The sequence below is a fragment of the Komagataeibacter melaceti genome, from assembly GCF_003403295.1.
Lineage (GTDB): Bacteria > Pseudomonadota > Alphaproteobacteria > Acetobacterales > Acetobacteraceae > Komagataeibacter > Komagataeibacter melaceti.
This window is the reverse complement of the sequence record NZ_QUWV01000014.1, coordinates 21,182-39,453: the sequence shown is the minus strand read 5'-3', so window position 1 is coordinate 39,453 and position 18,272 is coordinate 21,182. Positions and strand designations below refer to the sequence as shown.

The 18,272-nt window shown below is 62.2% G+C and carries 13 protein-coding genes; 10 read left to right on the top strand and 3 right to left on the bottom strand.

Going from position 1 to position 18,272, the window contains the following annotated elements; translation table 11 throughout:
• Positions 1–3 precede the first annotated feature (3 nt).
• From DY926_RS17765 to DY926_RS01725, 5 genes are all read left to right on the top strand, one after another.
• Positions 4–270, top strand: a complete 267-nt coding sequence (locus tag DY926_RS17765; protein WP_241503008.1) for a hypothetical protein — start codon at positions 4–6, stop codon at positions 268–270.
• A 275-nt stretch (positions 271–545) separates the two neighbouring features.
• A complete protein-coding gene (locus DY926_RS01740) occupies positions 546–875 on the top strand; it encodes a hypothetical protein (RefSeq protein ID WP_116701814.1) in 330 nt (109 codons plus the stop codon).
• A gap of 83 nt (positions 876–958) precedes the next feature.
• Positions 959–2,368, top strand: coding sequence for an amidohydrolase family protein (locus DY926_RS01735; RefSeq protein WP_116701813.1), 1,410 nt, complete (start codon positions 959–961; stop codon positions 2,366–2,368).
• A 7-nt stretch (positions 2,369–2,375) separates the two neighbouring features.
• On the top strand, positions 2,376–2,636 hold the full coding sequence (locus tag DY926_RS01730; RefSeq protein WP_116701812.1) for a hypothetical protein: 261 nt from the start codon (positions 2,376–2,378) through the stop codon (positions 2,634–2,636).
• 781 nt (positions 2,637–3,417) lie between these two features.
• Positions 3,418–4,929, top strand: coding sequence for an aldehyde dehydrogenase family protein (locus DY926_RS01725; RefSeq protein ID WP_116701811.1), 1,512 nt, complete (start codon positions 3,418–3,420; stop codon positions 4,927–4,929).
• A 56-nt stretch (positions 4,930–4,985) separates the two neighbouring features.
• Here the strand turns inward: DY926_RS01725 and DY926_RS01720 are convergent, their stop codons facing one another.
• The gene (locus tag DY926_RS01720; protein WP_116701810.1) at positions 4,986–5,633 is read right to left on the bottom strand and encodes a TetR/AcrR family transcriptional regulator; all 648 of its coding nucleotides are present in this window, start codon (positions 5,631–5,633) and stop codon (positions 4,986–4,988) included.
• Positions 5,634–5,959: 326 nt separating this feature from the next.
• Here DY926_RS01720 and DY926_RS01715 point away from each other — a divergent pair, with 326 nt between their 5' ends.
• The 3 genes from DY926_RS01715 to DY926_RS01705 all read left to right on the top strand — a co-directional run bounded on the left by DY926_RS01715 (position 5,960) and on the right by DY926_RS01705 (position 9,700).
• Positions 5,960–6,721 carry an SDR family NAD(P)-dependent oxidoreductase gene (locus DY926_RS01715; RefSeq protein ID WP_116701809.1) on the top strand — a complete coding sequence of 254 codons (762 nt, stop codon included), beginning with the start codon at positions 5,960–5,962 and terminating at the stop codon, positions 6,719–6,721.
• A 450-nt stretch (positions 6,722–7,171) separates the two neighbouring features.
• Positions 7,172–8,479, top strand: coding sequence for a DUF1800 domain-containing protein (locus tag DY926_RS01710; RefSeq protein ID WP_116701808.1), 1,308 nt, complete (start codon positions 7,172–7,174; stop codon positions 8,477–8,479).
• Between the two features lie 3 nt (positions 8,480–8,482).
• The gene (locus tag DY926_RS01705; protein WP_116701807.1) at positions 8,483–9,700 is read left to right on the top strand and encodes a DUF1501 domain-containing protein; all 1,218 of its coding nucleotides are present in this window, start codon (positions 8,483–8,485) and stop codon (positions 9,698–9,700) included.
• A 106-nt stretch (positions 9,701–9,806) separates the two neighbouring features.
• Here DY926_RS01705 and DY926_RS01700 read toward each other — a convergent pair whose 3' ends face one another.
• Positions 9,807–10,745 (bottom strand): DMT family transporter, encoded by a 939-nt coding sequence (locus DY926_RS01700; protein ID WP_116701866.1) that lies wholly within the window; start codon positions 10,743–10,745, stop codon positions 9,807–9,809.
• Positions 10,746–11,087: 342 nt separating this feature from the next.
• On the opposite strand from DY926_RS01700, the gene DY926_RS01695 reads away from it, so the two are divergent.
• On the top strand, positions 11,088–12,836 hold the full coding sequence (locus tag DY926_RS01695; protein ID WP_408886024.1) for an FUSC family protein: 1,749 nt from the start codon (positions 11,088–11,090) through the stop codon (positions 12,834–12,836).
• Between the two features lie 21 nt (positions 12,837–12,857).
• Here the strand turns inward: DY926_RS01695 and DY926_RS01690 are convergent, their stop codons facing one another.
• Positions 12,858–14,558, bottom strand: coding sequence for a SulP family inorganic anion transporter (locus tag DY926_RS01690; protein ID WP_116701805.1), 1,701 nt, complete (start codon positions 14,556–14,558; stop codon positions 12,858–12,860).
• A 525-nt stretch (positions 14,559–15,083) separates the two neighbouring features.
• Here DY926_RS01690 and DY926_RS01685 point away from each other — a divergent pair.
• The gene (locus DY926_RS01685; RefSeq protein ID WP_116701804.1) at positions 15,084–18,269 is read left to right on the top strand and encodes an efflux RND transporter permease subunit; all 3,186 of its coding nucleotides are present in this window, start codon (positions 15,084–15,086) and stop codon (positions 18,267–18,269) included.
• Positions 18,270–18,272 lie beyond the last annotated feature (3 nt).

Sequence of the window (18,272 nt, the reverse complement as noted above, 5' to 3'; positions counted from 1 at the left end):
GCTGTGGCAGCACGTATCACACCCGTCATGACAGGCCACGGGCCGGACCGGGCACAGTTTCTGGAGTTCGCCGGCCACTTCATTGCACAGGGCAAGGATTTTCCCGGCAAGGCCGACAATGGCGGCATCATCCGAAGCAGTAGAAAGATCACTTCTGAACATGCTGTCCGCCTGCGCCATTTTTTCACGCATATACTCAAGCGGGGAACGTTTCTGAAGGGATGTTTCTTTATTCTGCATGGATATGTTCTGTTTACTTCTATCTGTTGAAATATTCGCTCCCCATACATGCCGAACAGGCAGCACCACGAGAACCACAGGACCGGCACAGTGCAGCACCCGCACCGGAAAAGAAAGGCGGAATCATTGAAATGCCGCCCCAGTCCCCCAAAATCAGGATTGCTGTATTTGCCAACCGTACCCGCTCTGGGGCGCACGGAAACGGCGGACCGGGGAACGCATGGCAGGCAGACAGATTAGTCCCATCTCACCCCCACCCGGAAATATGGCATGATGCGCCACCAGACCGAGGAGGTAACAGGCCCATGGAACCGTGGACGTCATTCACATTGTTTGGAAAATCCGGTACAATCTACCAGTTCCGGCGCGTCCCCTCGCCACTGCCGCCACAGGCATGCATCTTTCTGCTGACCACCGTCATGGGCTCCACTGCCAATGGTGGGTCATGGCAGTTTCTGGAGCCTGAAATCGGCACCGTCACGTCCCTTGCACGGGAATGGAACAGCGTCATCACACCTGCGCGAGAAAACAAGACCGAAAGTGATGACGTTCTTGTCTGCTTTCCCGAAAGTGGTGACGTGGCCGAAGCATTTACGGACCTGACGGAAGGCGGCGCCACGGCCCTGCCCCGCTGAACCGTTCCACCCCCGGCGCAGACGTGACTGGACGCAGGGGCCAGCCACGGTCAACACTGCCGCGCCGCAGGTTGGAGTTTTACATGCCACAGTGCCGTCATACCCTGGCTGCTGCCCTGACCAGCCTTATGGCTGTTTATGGCGTGGCCCATGCCGCAACCGACAACAGGCCCGTCCTGTTGCGTCATGCCACTGTCATTGATGGCACGGGTGCAGCACCCCGCGATGATACCGACATCCTGATCCGTGACGGACATATCGCCGCAACCGGCCACAACCTCCATATCCCCGCCCATACCCGGCTGGTGGACCTGTCGGGCCGGACGGTCGTGCCGGGGCTGATTTCCGACCACAGCCATGTGGGGCAGGTCAGCGGCACCCAGAACGGGGAAGTCAATTATACCCGTGCGAATATCCTGTCCGCGCTGGCACAGTACGAGCATTATGGCGTGCTGACCGTAACGGCGCTGGGGCTGAACCGCTCGCCCCTGTTTGACGATATGCGCCGCGAACAGCATGCCGCGCTCAACCCGGGCGCGGACCTGTTTGGTGTGGACCAGGGCATCGGCGCGCCCGATGGCGTGCCACCGGAGAACATGTTCCACCTTGGCGCCGATCAGGTCTTCCGCCCTACTACCCCCGAGGAAGCCCGCGCAGCCGTGGACAGGATGGCCGATGAAGGCACGGACCTGATCAAGCTGTGGGTGGATGACTTCCGCAACGGCGTGCCCGGGGCGCATGGCCTGCCCAAGATGCAGCCCGCCATATACCGCGCGGCCATTGCACAGGCCCATCTGCGCGGCAAGCGGGTGGCGGCACACATCCATGACCTGTCCGACGCCCGCGCGCTTGTGGCCGCCGGGGTGGATATCCTGGCCCATGGCGTGCGCGACAGACCCGTTGATGCGGCGCTGATCACCACCATGAAGCAGCAGGGCACCAGCTATATCGCGACCCTTGACCTGGATGAGGCCAACTACATTTTCGCCGAGCATCCCGAATGGCTGGATGACCCGTTCTTCGCCTACGGCCTCTCCCCCGCCCTGCGCCAGCAGTTTGCCGATCCCGCATGGCGGCAGAAAGTGCTGGCGGCCCCGCTTACGGCGGCATCACGCAAGGCACTGGCCATGAACATGGCCAATCTCATGACCCTGTACCACGCGGGCATAGCCATTGGCTTTGGCACGGATTCCGGCGCGACCCCCACCCGTATTCCCGGCTTTGCGGAACACAGGGAACTGCGGCTGTCGGTCATGGCGGGGCTGACGCCACTTCAGGCCATTACGCTCGCAACCGGCAGCGCCGCCCATCTCATGCAACTATCGGATCGGGGCACGATCGCACCGGGGCAACTGGCTGACCTGCTGGTGGTGGATGGAAACCCTGCGCAGGATATTCGCGCACTCGACCACATGAGTCAGGTCTGGCACCGTGGCCGCCTGGTGCCCGGACCACTTGCAGGCCAGACCACACAGCCTGCCCTGAAGGACTGATACCGATATGAGGGGAAAGAGACGCCATCCATGCCTGCGTGCAATGCTGCCGCTGCTCGGCCTTGCGGGCCTGCTTGCGGCATGCACAGGCCCCACCGGGCCGGAACCCACCGGCATGGATGGCCCCCCGATCGCCAATAATGACTGGAACGAACACGGTTATGGCATGGGGTATTATTCCGGCCCGTATGATGATGGCTTCCAGTCCGAAGGGCTGGATGGCGGACCGCCGGACTATCTGGGGGATGAATTCTGGGGCGGTCGTTAAGATACTTCCTTAAAAACAATAAAAGTTTTTGGGTGCCGCCTTTTTTTCAAAAAGGCGGTGTTATCTGAACATTCCTGAAAATCCGCACCAGAAATTTTCTTTTTTACTGTAGAAATATTCCTCGGGCCGCTTTCCAAACAGCCTTCCGGCGGGTTCCCCGAATGCGCGCCCGTGATCCGACACGACATTGTCGTATTTCGTCTATTTTGTCGCATTACTAACAGTACTTAAAATATACTGTATTTATGACAGTCAATGCTTCCTGATTCGCACAGCTATCCAGACAGATCAGGACATTATGAATAGTCATTTCTGTTATGTTATGACATATAGACTGATATGCCCGGAAATATGACCTAAACCGACGGCATAAAGCCCTAAAACCTATATTTATGAATAACATGCCAATATGACAGTGCATGCCCGACCCCGCACAAATAATGGCACAGGATGTATTGCTCACGATTACGTTACTCTTGTGCGCTTGCGGGCGTCGCTGCGCCTATATATCCGAAAATACATAGGGCTTCCCGCCTTTCCCCCGGCTTATGTCACGGTTCTGTTCAGTCTGCGCGGAGATTACACCCACATGTTCCACAGGATTACGCGTGGTGACTTCGGCATGACCGGAACGATCATCCGACGGAATGGATAGTACCAGACCACATGCGCCCTGTTTTGACTGTAACCGCACCAATGCCGCACAGATAATACCGGACAATGACAGTATCTGCCACGCGTTCATTGATGCGGACTGCTTTCTCCCGAAGGAACATCCCCCGTGTCACCAGATAACCGTTCGGCGCCACCGCCGTTCAAAACCCGTTATGGCAACTACATTGGCGGAGAGTGGGTCACCCCTGTCGATGGTCATTACCTGACCAATACTTCCCCCGTGGATGGCCGCGTGCTGTGCGAAGTGCCCGCCTCCACCGCAGCCGATGTGGAACTGGCCCTTGATGCCGCACACAGGGCCAGGGCAGGCTGGGCACATACCGCCCCCGCTGATCGCGCGCTGATCCTGCTCCGCGCCGCGGATATCATGGAAAAGAACCTCGACCTGCTGGCGCGGGCCGAGACATGGGACAACGGCAAGCCCATCCGTGAAACGCTGGGCGCGGACATTCCACTGGCCATTGACCATTTCCGTTACTTCGCAGGCTGCATCCGCGCGCAGGAAGGCACGCTGGGCGAGATCGACGCCACCACCATCGCCTACCATTTCCATGAGCCGCTGGGCGTCGTGGCGCAGATCATTCCGTGGAACTTCCCGCTGCTCATGGGGGCATGGAAGCTGGCCCCGGCACTGGCGGCCGGTAACTGCGTGGTCATGAAGCCTGCCGAAAGCACGCCCGCATCCATGCTGGTGCTGTTGGAACTGATCGGTGACCTGTTCCCGCCCGGAACGCTGAACATCGTCAACGGCCTTGGCAAAGATGTGGGTGCTGCCCTGTCCAACAGCGACCGTATCGCCAAGATCGCGTTCACCGGCTCCACGCCGACCGGCAAGATGATTGCCCATGCGGCGGCTGAACACCTGATCCCGGCTACGCTGGAACTGGGTGGCAAGTCGCCCAACATCTTCTTTGCCGATGTGATGGACCATGATGATGCCTATCTGGACAAGGCGATCGAGGGCTTCACCATGTTCGCCCTCAATCAAGGCCAGATCTGTTCATGCCCCAGCCGGGCACTGATCCATGAATCAATCTATGAAAAGTTCATGGAACGCGCCCTGCCGCGTGTAAAAGCCATCCGTCAGGGTCATCCGCTTGACCCCGAGACCATGATGGGCGCGCAGAATTCGGTCGGGCATCAGGAAAAGATCCTGTCGTACCTGAAAATCGGCCGGGACGAAGGTGCTGAACTGCTGACTGGCGGCGGCCGCCCCGATCTGGGCAGCGAACTGAATAACGGATGCTACGTGCAGCCGACCGTATTCAGGGGCGACAACAGTATGCGCATCTTTCAGGAGGAAATCTTTGGCCCGGTTCTGGCCGTGACGACCTTCAGGACGGAAGAAGAAGCGCTGGCCATTGCCAACGATACCCCCTTCGGCCTCGGCTCGGGTGTGTGGAGCCGTAACGCCAATACCTGCTACCGGGTCGGGCGTGGGCTGGAGGCCGGTCGCGTGTGGGTCAACTGCTACCACGTCTATCCCGCGCATGCGGCGTTTGGCGGATACAAGAAGTCCGGCATTGGTCGTGAGACCCACAAGATGGTGCTGGAACACTACCAGCAGACCAAGAACATGCTGGTCAGCTATAGCGAGAACAGTCGCGGCTTCTTCTGATCCACCAGCACGGTACCCCGCCCGCATGGGCGGGGCATCGCGCCATATGCGCCCGCTCAGGCCGCGTTATCGGCCTGCGTAGCCTCCGGCTGGGTCCATAATGATGATTGCAGGGCATAGGTCTTCTGCAACAGCGGCACCAGCGCGGGCCGCCCCTTGAGCCGTATCCATTCATCCAGCGCCGTACGGAAGATGGCAATGCCGCCACGCGCCATGAGGCGCGCCGCATTCTTGCGATTCCGGCGCTCGGTTATGCGCTTGAGCAGCCCCTCCGCCAGGCAGTCTTCCCATTTCCCGTATTTCTGCAGGCTGACCGTCTGGAGCGAGGGCGTCTTCTCGATCAGATAGACAAAGGCATAGGTATCCTGCCGGTTGGCGGCGATGCGCGGCACAAGGGAGATGAAGGCGTGCATCATCGCATCTGCCGGGGGCGTGCCCTTGGGGCAGGCTTCCAGCGCCTCGGTCAGGGCCTGGGTCATGCCTTTTGTCCAGGCAAGAACGATGTCGCCCTTTGTCTCGAACATGCGGAACAGGGTGCGGCGTGAGATCTCGGCCGCCTCGGCCACTTCATCCACGGTTGTCTGGTCATATCCCTGCGCGGAAAAAAGCCGCATGGCCTGTGCAATGATCATGCTCCGCACACGGGCCTGCTTGCGTTCGCGCAGCCCCTGCCGGGGGGGCTCGGTGGTGGTGGCGGGCTTCATTCATTCTCCTCTTGTCCACATCCATCATGCCGCAGGGCATCGGGATCATTCAAGGCGCGAGAGAACGATGGCTCCCACCAGGCAGCGGCCTGCAGCCGTACGGGCCGATCGTATCATGTCAATATATGACACAAAAGGTGAAACCGGACACGCCCCGCCCCGGCGCACTGGCGCTGGTCCGGCAACCCATATTTTCCATGCCCGTTAGGGTGAATATCGGGCATGGATTGTTCGCAATTCCCGACATGTGTAATCGCCACCGGCCTGATTATCCGGCCCCCATCGCCCTGTACACTGCACCCACCAGAAGGTAAGGGAGAACAATAATGGCCAATGACACACCCATCGCACTTGTAACCGGGGCTGACCGTGGGCTCGGGCTGAGCATGGTCCGGCATCTGGCGCGCCATGGCGTGGACATCATCCTGACCTACCGGAACAACCTTGAGGGCGCGCGCGCCGTGGAGCAGGAACTCAAGCAGATGGGCCGCCGGGCTCATGCGCTCCAGCTCGATGTGGCCAAGGTCGCGACATTTGACGGCTTTGCCACAAACCTCGCCACCGTCCTGAAGGAGTGGAAGGCCGAGGGCTTCAATTTCCTGGTCAACAATGCTGGCGTCGGCATCCATGCCCCGCTTATGGAAACGACGGAGGAGCAGTTTGACACACTGGTCAACATCCACCTGAAGGGCACCTTTTTCCTGACCCAGAAACTCGTGCCCCGCATGGTCGATGGCGGGCGTATCCTGAACATCTCCACGGGACTGACGCGCTTCTGCCTGCCGGGATATGCGGCCTATGCTTCGGTAAAGGGCGCGATCGAGGTGCTGACACGCTATCAGGCCGTGGAACTCGCGGCCCGTGGCATTACGGTCAACACGCTGGCCCCCGGTGCGATCGAGACCGATTTTGGCGGCGGCGCGGTGCGCGACAACAAGGAGGTGAATGGCTATATCGCCTCCGTCACGGCACTGGGCCGTGCGGGCCGACCGGATGATATTGGCGGGGTGGTCGCCGCGCTGCTTGGCCCCGATACCGGCTGGATCAATGCCCAGCGCATCGAGGCTTCAGGCGGGATGAAGCTGTAAACAGCCGCCCAAAAAAAATCCCGGCAAACAGAAAAAGGTTTTTTGGTGAAGCTTTTTCCAAAAAGCTTCAGATACCGCCGCATTCCTGAAAATAGTCGGCACCAGAAACTGCCCCTGCCTCCCCTTTCAGACAGTCCCAAACAGACCACCCCAAGGCCATCAGGCCTTGGGGTAGTCTGCTATGGCAGAAAGGAAAACCGCAATTACTTTCAGCCCTGCCCACGGGTTCTCAAGACAGATACAAATGTCAGCATTGTGGTAGCTGCGCGATCACTCCAGCAGCGGACCCGGCATACATTACACAGCATGATGTAAACTTCATAAATATTCCACAAAACGCGACATAATGGGGTGCTATGCGCACCAGCGGCAGAATATTTACACAGGCCGCCAGTCCCTGTTGCGTAACAGGATCGGGCTTTTCTTTTCCATCATCGGGTCAGGAATTTCATGCAATCCGTGGAAACCATGAACAGATTCGGCTGGGGGGTAAGGGGAAACGAAACGACACGGGACCTGCCGCGTGACTGGCTGGCGCGCCAGATACGTGAGCCTGATGCCGCCCGCTTTACCAATGTGGGCACCACCGCCGATGGCCTGATCGCGCTGCACACGCAGCGCATGAACAAGGTGCAGGGCGACCCGCTGGTCAAGCCAATCTTCCTGGCCGAGGTCACGGCCCAGATGAACAACCTGCTCGTGACCCCGCAACCCTTTCGTGAGCGTCTGGCCTGGTTCTGGTTCAACCATTTTACCGTAAGCCTGCGGCAGGGCGGCACGCGCGGGATCATTGGCGCCTACATGCGTGAGGCCATACGCCCGCATGTGACCGGGCGCTTTGTCGATATGCTGAATGCCGTCATGCAGCATCCGGCCATGCTGATGTACCTTGATAATGCCTCATCCATCGGGCCTGACAGTCCTGCCGGGCGGAAGGGACACCGGGGCCTGAACGAGAATCTGGCACGCGAATGTCTTGAACTTCATACCCTCTCGCCGCGCGGGGGCTACACGCAGGCCGACGTAACGGCGTTCGCCGCCATCCTTACAGGCTGGGGAGTGGATATGAAAAGCGACCACCCCGGTTTTACATTCCGCGCCAACGCGCATGAACCCGGCGAGAAGGTCCTGATGGGCCGCCGCTTTGCCGAGGGGCAGGAAGGTGGCCTGCAGGCGCTGCATTTTCTGGGCACGCATCCGGCCACGTACCGCCATATCGCCACCCGCATGGTGACGCATTTCATTGCCGACACACCGGATGAGCAGGACATCATGCATATCAACCGCGTGCTGCACGATACGGATGGTGATCTGGCAGAGGCGGCGCTCGCACTGTCCACCCTTGCCGGGGCGACATCGGGGGCCGGGAAATTCCGTTCACCGATGGATTATGCCACGGCTGTCATGCGCGCCCTGTCAATGGGGGACACGCCCAGCCGACCTGATGACCCACATTCGCCCGCCTATATGCTGTTTACGGGCTTTGCCACGCTGGGCCAGCCGTTATGGACGGCACCGCTGCCCAATGGATGGGGGGACCGGGCAGCCGATTGGGTCGCCCCGGCGGACATGCTGGCCCGGACCGACTGGTCATGGCGGATGGCGGCCTATCAGGGCAGCGGCGATCCGCTCGATATCGCCCATGCCGTGCTTGGGCCCGCGCTGCGCCAGCCGACCATGACCGCCATGCAACGCGCAGGCTCCCGACAGGATGCACTGGCGCTCCTGTTCTCATCCCCTGAATTCCAGAGACGTTAAGTCATGATCATCCGTCGTCGCGCGGCCCTGCTCGGCCTTGCCACAAGCTGGGTAATGGGCAGCTCAGCACTGGCCCTTGCCGCAACATCACCCGCGGGGCATGCGGATGACCCGCGTCTGGTTGTCATCATCCTGCGTGGCGCGCTGGATGGCATGGCTGCCGTAACGCCTTATGGTGACCCCGACCTTGCCACCTGCCGTCAGGCCCTTGTCCTGCCCGAACCGGGGGCACAGGACGGATTGCTGGATCTGGGCGGCTTTTATGGCCTGCATCCCGCCCTCCAGAACATGCACGACCTTTATGCGGCGGGGCAGTTATTGCCCATTCATGCCGTGGCGGGCCATTACCGCAGCCGCTCGCATTTCGAGGCACAGGATTACCTTGAAAGCGGGGCGGATGAACGCATGGACAGCGGCTGGCTCAACCGCGCGGTGTCATGCCTGCCGCAACGCAATGCCGGGCCGGATGGGTATGGCCTCGCCATGGGGCTGACGGTGCCGCTCCTGCTCCGTGGGCCTGCGTCTGTCGGCAGTTACGCCCCTGCTGGCGCCCATCATCCCGATCCGGAACTATATCGCCAGATCGTGGCCCTCAATGCGGATGACCCGGTGACCGGCCCCGCCCTGCGCGATGCGTTGCAGGCGCGCGGATTTTCAGATGCCGTGATGGAAGGAGACCGAGCTTCCATCACAGCACCGCACAAGGGCGGCAAGCCCGACCCGTTCATGGTGCTATCCGCCGCCGCGGGCCGCATGCTGGCGGACAGGAAAGGCCCGCGCATCGCAGCCCTGGAAATCGGAGGATGGGATACGCATGCCCGGCAGGTGGCGCGTCTTGGCCACCCCCTGACACAACTGGACCGGGGGGTGGCTGCCCTGCGTGACAGTCTTGGCCCGGCATGGTCACACACGGTGGTGCTGGCAATGACGGAGTTCGGCCGCACCGTGCGCATAAACGGCACGGGGGGCACGGACCATGGCACGGGCACGGTCGCCTTTGTCGCAGGTGGCCCCGTGGCCGGGGGGCGGGTCATGGCCACATGGCCGGGCCTGCGCCCCACGCAGCTTTTTGAAAACCGGGATCTCGCACCAACAACTGACCTGCGCACGGTCGCGGCGGGGCTGCTATGTGATCATCTGGGGCTGGCGGAGCGGGAAATGGCCACGGTCTTTCCCGGTGCGACACCTGCCCCCCTGCACGGGCTGCTCCGCCGGGCGTAACGCCCGCCATTTCGCACTGCCCTGATGCCGCCAGAAAAGGCAGGCGGCATCACGTTCCCCACAAACGGCCATGCAGGCCGTGCCATCATTTTAAAGCTGACAGGCCCTAACCCCTGGTGGACCCCGGCAGCGTGCGGGCGCGCAGTTTCGCGGCCCGCCGTTCCTTCATGGCCATGCGTTCGTAGCGGATGCGCTGGCGCACCCAGTTCAGCATGCCCGAGCAGGTCACGACGGTAATCCCCACGAACGTCCAGCCATCAAGCGGCTGGTGGAACAGGAAATAGCTGAACGCCACGGCCCACAGCATCTGGCTGTACTGCGGCAGGGCCACACGGTTGGCAGGCGCGCGCGCGGTCGCCATCATCATGAAAAGCTGGCCCAGCGCCGCCAGAAAGCCATAACCGAACAGGAACAGCCACGTCCTGGCCCCGTGCGGCCAGTGGGCATGGGCCAGCATGAGCGCGCCATCCCCCACCAGCGGGCCGAACAGGCTGGAACCGAACAGGGAAAGCCGGGGCGTGTTCGATCCCGCCAGCCGGTAGGCGATCACACCAACCGCGTTGGCCACCGCCGCGATCAGGGCGCACAGATGCCCGAAATGAAGCGCGCGCACTCCGGGGCGCAGCACGATCAGCACCCCCACAAAGCCAAGGATGACCGCAAGCCACGCCCAGCCCGATACCTTTTCATGCAGCAGGATGACCGAAAGGATGGTCACGAACAGCGGCATGAGGAACATGAGCGAAAGCGCCTCGGGCATGGGCAGCAGCATGAAGGCCTCGACGCTGGCGGCAGTCGCGGCGAATATGGACACCGCCCGCACCAGCCACATGACCGGCTGGCGGGGCGAGAAGATGTCCGCATAGGATTCCGAGGGACGGCGGATGAAGGGAATGATCAGGAAGCCGAACACACCACCGGAGAAGGCGACCTCAAAGGGATCAAGCTGGCCCGCGAGCAGTTTGGAATACGCATCGCTGATCGAAAACGAGGAAAACGCCGCAAAGGCCAGCGCCATGCCAGAGGAAAGAAAGGCCGTCTTCATCTGCTTTTGCCCCTGATCAATGATCTTCCCCGCCATTATGGGTTCAAAAGCCGGAAAACCAGTGCCCACACGTAGCGCCTGCCATGCTGGCGCGGCAGGTTGTCATCTGCATCATAACTTCTGCTTATGACAAGATCATCATAAAGACTTGGACGTAGGCAACCCATTCTCGCAGCCTGCACTTTTCCTGACCGGGAGGGTGCCGCCATGAATGCCGAGACCAATGCCGCCGCAGCCCCGGCGCGGACACTGCTGTACGCCCTGTCCGGTCCCGGCCATGAGCTCGTGGCCCGGTGGCGGGTGAAACTGCGCTGGCTGCTTGCCCCCTCCACGGCGGATGTGATGTTTGCCGTCCGCACGTCACTTGCAGCAGCGCTTTCGCTCCTGATCGCGATGTGGATGGAACTGGACAGCCCGCAATGGGCGCCGCTGACGGTATGGGTGGTGGCGCAGTCATCACGCGGCGAATCCCTGTCCAAGGCGCGGTGGCGCATCGCGGGTACCCTGATCGGCTGCGCGGCGGCGGTCGCGCTGATCGCGGCCTTCCCGCAGGCGCCGGGGCTGTTCTTTGCGGGGCTGGCGCTGTGGATCGGGCTGTGCTGCGGCTGCGCCACTTTTTTTGACGGCTACCGTTCCTACGGCCTGCTGGTCACAAGCTTTACCTCCGCCATCGTGGCCACGGGCGCGATCATCGCCCCGGATGACGTATTCAACATCGCCGTCTCACGCGGGTCCTATATCGTGCTGGGCATCGTGTGCGAGGCAACGCTGGCGGCGCTGTTTATCCCCGCCCTGCACGAACAGGCGCGCACCCGCCTGCTCGGCCGGCTCAATACGGTATGGGGCGCGGTTTCGGCCAGCATGGGGCCGCTGGCGGCCGGGCGGCTTGACATGGGGGCGCAGGAACGGCTGCTGGGTGAACTGGTGGGCGCGAACGGGCGCGTGGAATACGACACGCTGGAAATGGGCCCGCAGGCCCGCCGGGTCGCGGACCATGCCCGTGCGGCGCTGGCGGACCTGATGATGGCGGTGGCGCGTTCACGCGCACTGGCGATTACGGGCACGATGGCGCAGGAAAGCGTGCATGCCGCCATCGCATCCGACCTTGCGGCGGCACAAAACCATATCCTTGCCTGCGAGACACCCGTGGCGGGGGACCGCTTCCGCTTTGCCCTGCGTTCGCGCAGGCTGGCGGTGGAGGCGGCGGAAAATGGCATCCGCGCCGCCGCCGGCATCCTGGCCGCATGGCTGTTTTGGGAGGTAACGGGCTGGCCCGCCGGGGCGGCGTTCGTATCGTTCGTCTCCCTTGTGTACGGACTGCTGGCAACACGGGAGAACCCGCTCCTCGCCTCCAGCCCCTTTTTCAAGGGGGCCGTGTGGTGCGCGGTGGTGGCGGCCGTGTTCGTGCTGCTGGTCATGCCCGCCATCACCGCGCCGGAGGTGCTGGTACTGCTGATGCTCATCCCCATGACCATTGGCGGGCTGGCGGCGCGCACGCCCGCCACGGCGGGGTATGCCTTTTCATTCAACATGTTCCTGCCCGTGCTGATCGGCCCGGCCAATCAGGCGCGCTATGACGAGGTTGCCTTCTTCAACGGGACATCCGCCTTCCTCGGCGCGGTCCTGTTCGCATGGTGGACGTTCCGGCTGGTCCTGCCCTTCCGGCCTGATTCGCACATCCAGCGGACCGAAGCCTGGACGCAGCGGCGGCTTGCGGCGCTGGCCGACCCGCGCAATCCGCTTTCCGCCTATCAGTGGCTGCTGGAAAATGCTGAGAGCATGGTCCGCTCCGTCCGCAACGCGCAGGGCGTGGCACATTCCGTCGTGCTGGCGCATATCCAGATGCGGCTCAACGCCATGACGGTGGGCACCGAAGTCATCACCATCAGGGATATGGTCCGTTCCGGCACCCTGCCCGACTGGCTGGAACGCAGGCTGCGGGTCTTCCTGCGGGCATGGAAAAACCATGACGCCAGCACGCAGGCCATGGCCCGCGTCATACTGCGTGACCCCGCCTGGCAGGACGGGACCACCCCGGAAACCACGCGCCTTGCGGGTGCGCTGAAGGTGATTGCACACATCCAGCCATGACAACACCCCCGGTGGCGGGGGTTAATCGTGATGCGGGTGCATGATGGCCTTCGCCGCCGCAATGGCGGTGTGAAGCTGGGCGTGGATATTGCCCGCCCCCACAATGGGGGTAATGCGATGGCGATCCATATCCGCCCGCAGGTACGGGCTGACGCGGCCAAAGATCACGCTGACACCGTGCTGCTTCAGCGCCGTGAACAGGTCACGCAGGTCACTCGCGGCCGAGAAATCAACATCCGTGATCGCACTTGCGTCAATCACCAGACAGACCACCGGCACGGGCGGGTGCTCCAGCAACAGCCGCACATCGCCCACAAAGCGCGCGGAGTTGGCGTAGAACAGGTCCGCGCAGAAGCGATAGACAATCAGCCCCGGCGCGGTCTGCTGGCCCGCGGCAACACTGTCAGGCTCCAGCAGGCCCGAATGGGGATCATAGCGCAGGACCATCGTATGGGGTTCATAGCTGTGGCGGACATGGCGGAACAGGGAGAGCGCGATGGCGAGAAAGATGCCCTGTTCCACCCCGACACCCACCACGGCGGCGGCCGTCACCAGCGCCAGCCCGAACTCACCGGGGCTTTCGCGCCGGATCGCCCGCATGGCCCGCAGGTCGATCATGCCCACCGCCACGGTAAACACGATGGAGGCCAGCACGCAGCGCGGCAGGTAATGCAGCGGGGCTGTCAGGAACAGCAGGACGAACAGGGTGACGGCGGCAAAGGTCAACTGTGCCACCTGGCTGCGCGCCCCCGCGCGCACGGCCATGGCGGTCTGGGTCGGGCTGCCATTGACGGTAAAGGTGCCGCTCAGCCCCGCCACCGCATTTGCCGCGCTCAGGCCCAGTATGTCGGCATTGTCGTTCATCGGGTCATGAAAGCGCAGGGCGAAGGCGCGGGATGTCGCGGCACTCTGCGCAATAATGACAAACACGCATGATGTGCTGACCGGCAGCAGCGCCAGCATGTCGTTCCATGAAACATCCGGCACGCGCAGGTGCGGCAGCCCGCTTTCGATCGGGCCGATGGTCTCGATCCCGTAACGCGACAGGCCAAGGGTCATGCTGGCCACGATCGCCGCCACAACCGTGACCAGCGCCAGCGGCGCACGCGGGGCCAGCCGGTCGCCTGCCATGATCAGCCCCACCACGCAGAGGGACAGCATCACGCTGGGCACGTTGGCCTGTGGCAGGTGCGCCAGTGTCTGGGCCAGTTGCAGCAACGGGTTATGAGCAGTGGTGACAATGCCCAGCATGTCGCGCGTCATGGCCAGCGCGACCTGTATGCCCACCCCGGCCATGAAACCCACCAGCACGGTGCGTGACAGGAAATCCGCCAGGAACCCCAGCCGGAACAGCCGCGCCACCAGCAGGAACCCGGCACTGAGCAGGGCCACCATGCTGACCAGCGCCATGTAATGCGGGCTGCCCGGCGGGGCCATGCGCCCCAGCGCACTGGAAAAAATGGCGGCGGTGGCGGAATCGGCGGCAACGACAAGGTGCCTTGACGCCCCGAAGCACGCAAAGGCCACCAGTGGCAGCAGGACCGTGTAAAGCCCGGTGACGGCAGGCATGGCCGCGATGCGCGTATAACCCAGCACCTGCGGGATGTTCATGGACGCAAGGGTGAGGCCAGCCACGATATCGCGCATGCGCCCGCGCAACCCGCCTGCGGTCTGCCCTGCCCCCTGCGTGGCGGTGCCCGCGCCGTTCTTACTGGCTTCCATAATGCCGGTCCTGTTCTCCCGATCCCTGTAACCAGACCGAAAAGACGGGCCGGATCACGCCACGGCATGTGGCGACTGCTGCCAACATATAGGGAGGATGCAGTCCCCGCGCCAATCGCAATACGCTGACCCCGCCATGCAGCCCGCCCCGGCGCACATGACCGCGCGCAGCCGCGTGTTTTACATGACAGGCAAAAGATCCCTTAAAAATTACTTTATTAAGTCCATGTAATAACCGTGCATTACGCATGTAATGAAAAATTATTTTAAATATTATCCGTTCATACTTTGTAAAAAAACACGCTATCTCTCGCCTGAGCAGACGCCACGGGAATCCGCAGCGGCAGGCTGCACCCAATCATGCCGGAGTGGTTTATTATGCCCTTTGCAGTCAATACCGACCCCGTTCCGTAACAGCCCCACACTCATGCGCCGTTATTGTGTAACCAAGCGTAATACGGCGCATAAATATTTCTGGTCAGCGATCAGGATATGGTTATCTTAATATAGGGAATCCCCCATCCCATGAACGCCATCGTAGTCACCGCGCTGCGTCGGCCCTATACTTTCGTGGTGCTGTCGATCCTGATCGTGGTCTTTGGCATCATGTCGGTATTCCGTACGCCAACCGATGTATTCCCCAACATCCGCATTCCGGTCGTGTCCGTTGTCTGGACCTATGGCGGCATGCTGCCGGAGGAATTCGCGGGCCGTATCATCTATAATTACGAACTGATGGTGACCTCGACAGTCGAGGGCATCGAACATATGGAAAGCAGTTCGTATTACGGTCGCGGCATCGTCAACATATACTTCCAGCCCGGAACGGATATTGGCAAGGCCGAAGCCGAAGTCACCGCCATTTCACAGACGGTGATCAAGCAGCTTCCCGAAAACATCCCCTCCCCCATGGTCATGAGCCTTGATGCCTCGTCCGTGCCGGTGCTGACCCTTCAGGTCACGTCCGACCGGCAGACGCCATCCGACCTGTTCAAGCTGGCGATGATCCGCGTGCGCCCGCTGCTGGTGACCGTACCGGGCGCCGTGGTGCCGCAGGCCTATGGCGGCATGGACAGTTTCGTCATGGTCTCGCTCAACCAGCAGCAGCTCCAGGCGCATCACCTCTCCGCCATGGATGTGCAGAACGCCCTGCGCGGGCAGAACATCGTGCTGCCCGCGGGTGACCAGAAGATCGCGGCCACGGACTGGATGGTCCAGACCAACGCCACCCCGCGCTCCATGAAGGAACTGGGCGATATTCCGGTCAAGCGGGTGGGGAATGCCGTGATCTACGTGCATGACGTGGCGGAGGTGTATCGCGGCGGCCGCCCGCAGACGAACCTCGTATTGGTCAAGGGCAGGCAGGGCGTGGAGATCGTGGTCATGAAAAGTGGCGACGCCTCGACACTGGACGTGGTGGCGGGGGCCAAGGCGCTGCTGCCGCGCATACAGAAGCTGCTGCCGCCGGATGTGAAGGTCAGCATCCTGGGTGACGCCTCGATCTTCGTGAAGGATTCCATCTTCGACGTGGTGCGCGAAATGCTGACCGCCGCCGCCCTGACCGGCATGGTGGTGCTGCTGTTCCTGGGGTCGTGGCGGCCGACGGTCATCATCGCCACCTCCATCCCGCTGGCCATACTGTGCGCCATCATCGGCCTGCACTGGGCGGGGCAGACCATCAATGTCATGACGCTGGGCGGGCTGGCGCTGGCGGTGGGCATCCTGGTGGATGACGCCACGGTCATGATCGAGAACATCGACGCGCATCTGGAAATGGGCAAGCATCTGGAACTTGCCATTATTGACGCGGCGAACCAGATCGTCATTCCCACCTTTGTCGCCACCACGTGCATCTGCATCGTCTGGCTGCCGCTGTTCGGGCTGAGCGGGGTTGCGGGCTGGCTGTTCATGCCCATGGCGGAGGCCATCATCTTCGCCATGATCGCGTCCTTCATCCTGTCGCGCACGCTGGTGCCGACCATGGCCAAATACCTTCTGGCCGGGCACAGCGTGGCGGGGCATGGGGATTCCCACCACTGCGAACCGCAGGTCCATAAACTGCAATATCCCCGCCGCCTGCCCGAACGCTTCCAGCAGGCGTTCGAGCGCGGGTTCAATACCTTCCGCGAGCAGTACGCCAGCGTGCTGCGCCGGGCGATTGCGCGGCGGCAGCGGTTTGTCGCGGTGTTCCTCGGGCTTTCGGTGTGCTCGATGGGCCTGTACTTCATGGCCGGGCGTGATTTCTTTCCAGAAACGAAATCCGGCACGCTCCAGATGCACATGCGCGCACCACTGGGCACGCGTATCGAGGTGGCGGGGCGTGAGGCCTCGCTGGTGGAAGACCGCATCAACGCCCTCTTTCCCGGCAAGGTCGATACCATGATCGAGAACTGCGGCCTGCCCGAAGGTGCGCATAACCAGGCGTTCATTCCCACGCCCACCATCGGCACGCAGGACTGTGACATCACCATCGCGCTGAAGGATGAGGAAACGCCGGTGTGGGATTACCGCGCCACCCTGCGCCGCGACCTGTCAGCACGGTTTCCGGGCACGGTGTTTACGTTCCAGCCTGCCGACCTGACCGCCAAGATCCTGAACTTCGGCTCGCCTTCCCCCATCGACGTGCAGATTTCCGGCCCTGACCTGCGCGACAATTACGAATATGCCCGCCAGTTGGTCAACCGCCTGCGCCACGTGCCCGGCGCGGCAGATGTCACGATCCAGCAGACCATGAAAACCCCGACACTGTTCGTGCAGGGCAACCGCACCTTCGGCCAGGCCACCGGCATGACGGAAGCGGACCTGGCCAATAACGAACTCATGACCCTGTCGGGCAGCCAGACGGTGGACCCGCAATACTGGCTGGACCCGCAGACCGGCATCACCTTCCCGCTCAATGTCTATGTCTCACAGGACCAGCTCACCCATTTCAACAACCTCATGACCATCCCGGTGGACAAGGGTGATGGCGACCCGCAGGGGCGGCACATGCAGCTTCTGGGCGGGATCAGCAATGTCATGGCCACCGGCACGCCGGGTCAGGTCTCGCATTTCAACTCCATGCCGGAGGTCGATATCTACATCTCCGCCGAAGGGGCCGATCTGGGGCAGGTCACCGCGGGCGTGCGCCGCGTGCTGCGCCAGACGGAATCCATGGTGCCCTCCACCGCCGCCGTGGTGATCCGTGGCCAGACCGAGACCATGCGCCATTCCTATACGGAACTGGTGTTCGGGCTGGTGGTGTCGGTCCTGCTGATCTACCTGCTGATCGTGGTCAATTTCCAGTCATGGCTTGACCCCTTCATCATCATCACCGCCCTGCCCGGCGCGCTGGCGGGGATCGCATGGGCGCTGTTCCTGACCCATACGCGCCTGTCCGTGCCGGCGCTGACGGGCGCGATCATGTGCATGGGCACGGCCACGGCCAATTCGATCCTTGTCGTCTCGTTCGCGCGTGAACGGATCGAGGAACATGGCGACGCCCTGCGCGCGGCGGTGGAGGCCGGGTACGGCCGCATCCGCCCCGTGCTGATGACGGCGCTGGCCATGGTGATCGGCATGGTGCCGATGGCCATGAGCAACTCCCAGAACGCGCCGCTGGGGCGCGCGGTCATCGGCGGCCTGCTGGTGGCTACCGTCTCCACGCTCCTGTTCGTGCCCTGTGTTTACGCAATCCTGCACAACCGCCCCGCCCCCGCCGGGAGGAAATGACCC

Bases quoted from the DNA above. Each gene is read 5' to 3' on its own strand.
- DY926_RS01710 (WP_116701808.1), top strand. From the start codon at position 7,172: ATGCAATCCGTGGAAACCATGAACAGATTCGGCTGGGGGGTAAGGGGA.
- DY926_RS01700 (WP_116701866.1), bottom strand. From the start codon at position 10,745: ATGAAGACGGCCTTTCTTTCCTCTGGCATGGCGCTGGCCTTTGCGGCG.
- DY926_RS01735 (WP_116701813.1), top strand. From the start codon at position 959: ATGCCACAGTGCCGTCATACCCTGGCTGCTGCCCTGACCAGCCTTATG.
- DY926_RS01720 (WP_116701810.1), bottom strand. From the start codon at position 5,633: ATGAAGCCCGCCACCACCACCGAGCCCCCCCGGCAGGGGCTGCGCGAA.
- DY926_RS01685 (WP_116701804.1), top strand. From the start codon at position 15,084: ATGAACGCCATCGTAGTCACCGCGCTGCGTCGGCCCTATACTTTCGTG.
- DY926_RS01705 (WP_116701807.1), top strand. From the start codon at position 8,483: ATGATCATCCGTCGTCGCGCGGCCCTGCTCGGCCTTGCCACAAGCTGG.
- DY926_RS01715 (WP_116701809.1), top strand. From the start codon at position 5,960: ATGGCCAATGACACACCCATCGCACTTGTAACCGGGGCTGACCGTGGG.
- DY926_RS01730 (WP_116701812.1), top strand. From the start codon at position 2,376: ATGAGGGGAAAGAGACGCCATCCATGCCTGCGTGCAATGCTGCCGCTG.
- DY926_RS01690 (WP_116701805.1), bottom strand. From the start codon at position 14,558: ATGGAAGCCAGTAAGAACGGCGCGGGCACCGCCACGCAGGGGGCAGGG.
- DY926_RS01740 (WP_116701814.1), top strand. From the start codon at position 546: ATGGAACCGTGGACGTCATTCACATTGTTTGGAAAATCCGGTACAATC.
- DY926_RS01695 (WP_408886024.1), top strand. From the start codon at position 11,088: ATGTTTGCCGTCCGCACGTCACTTGCAGCAGCGCTTTCGCTCCTGATC.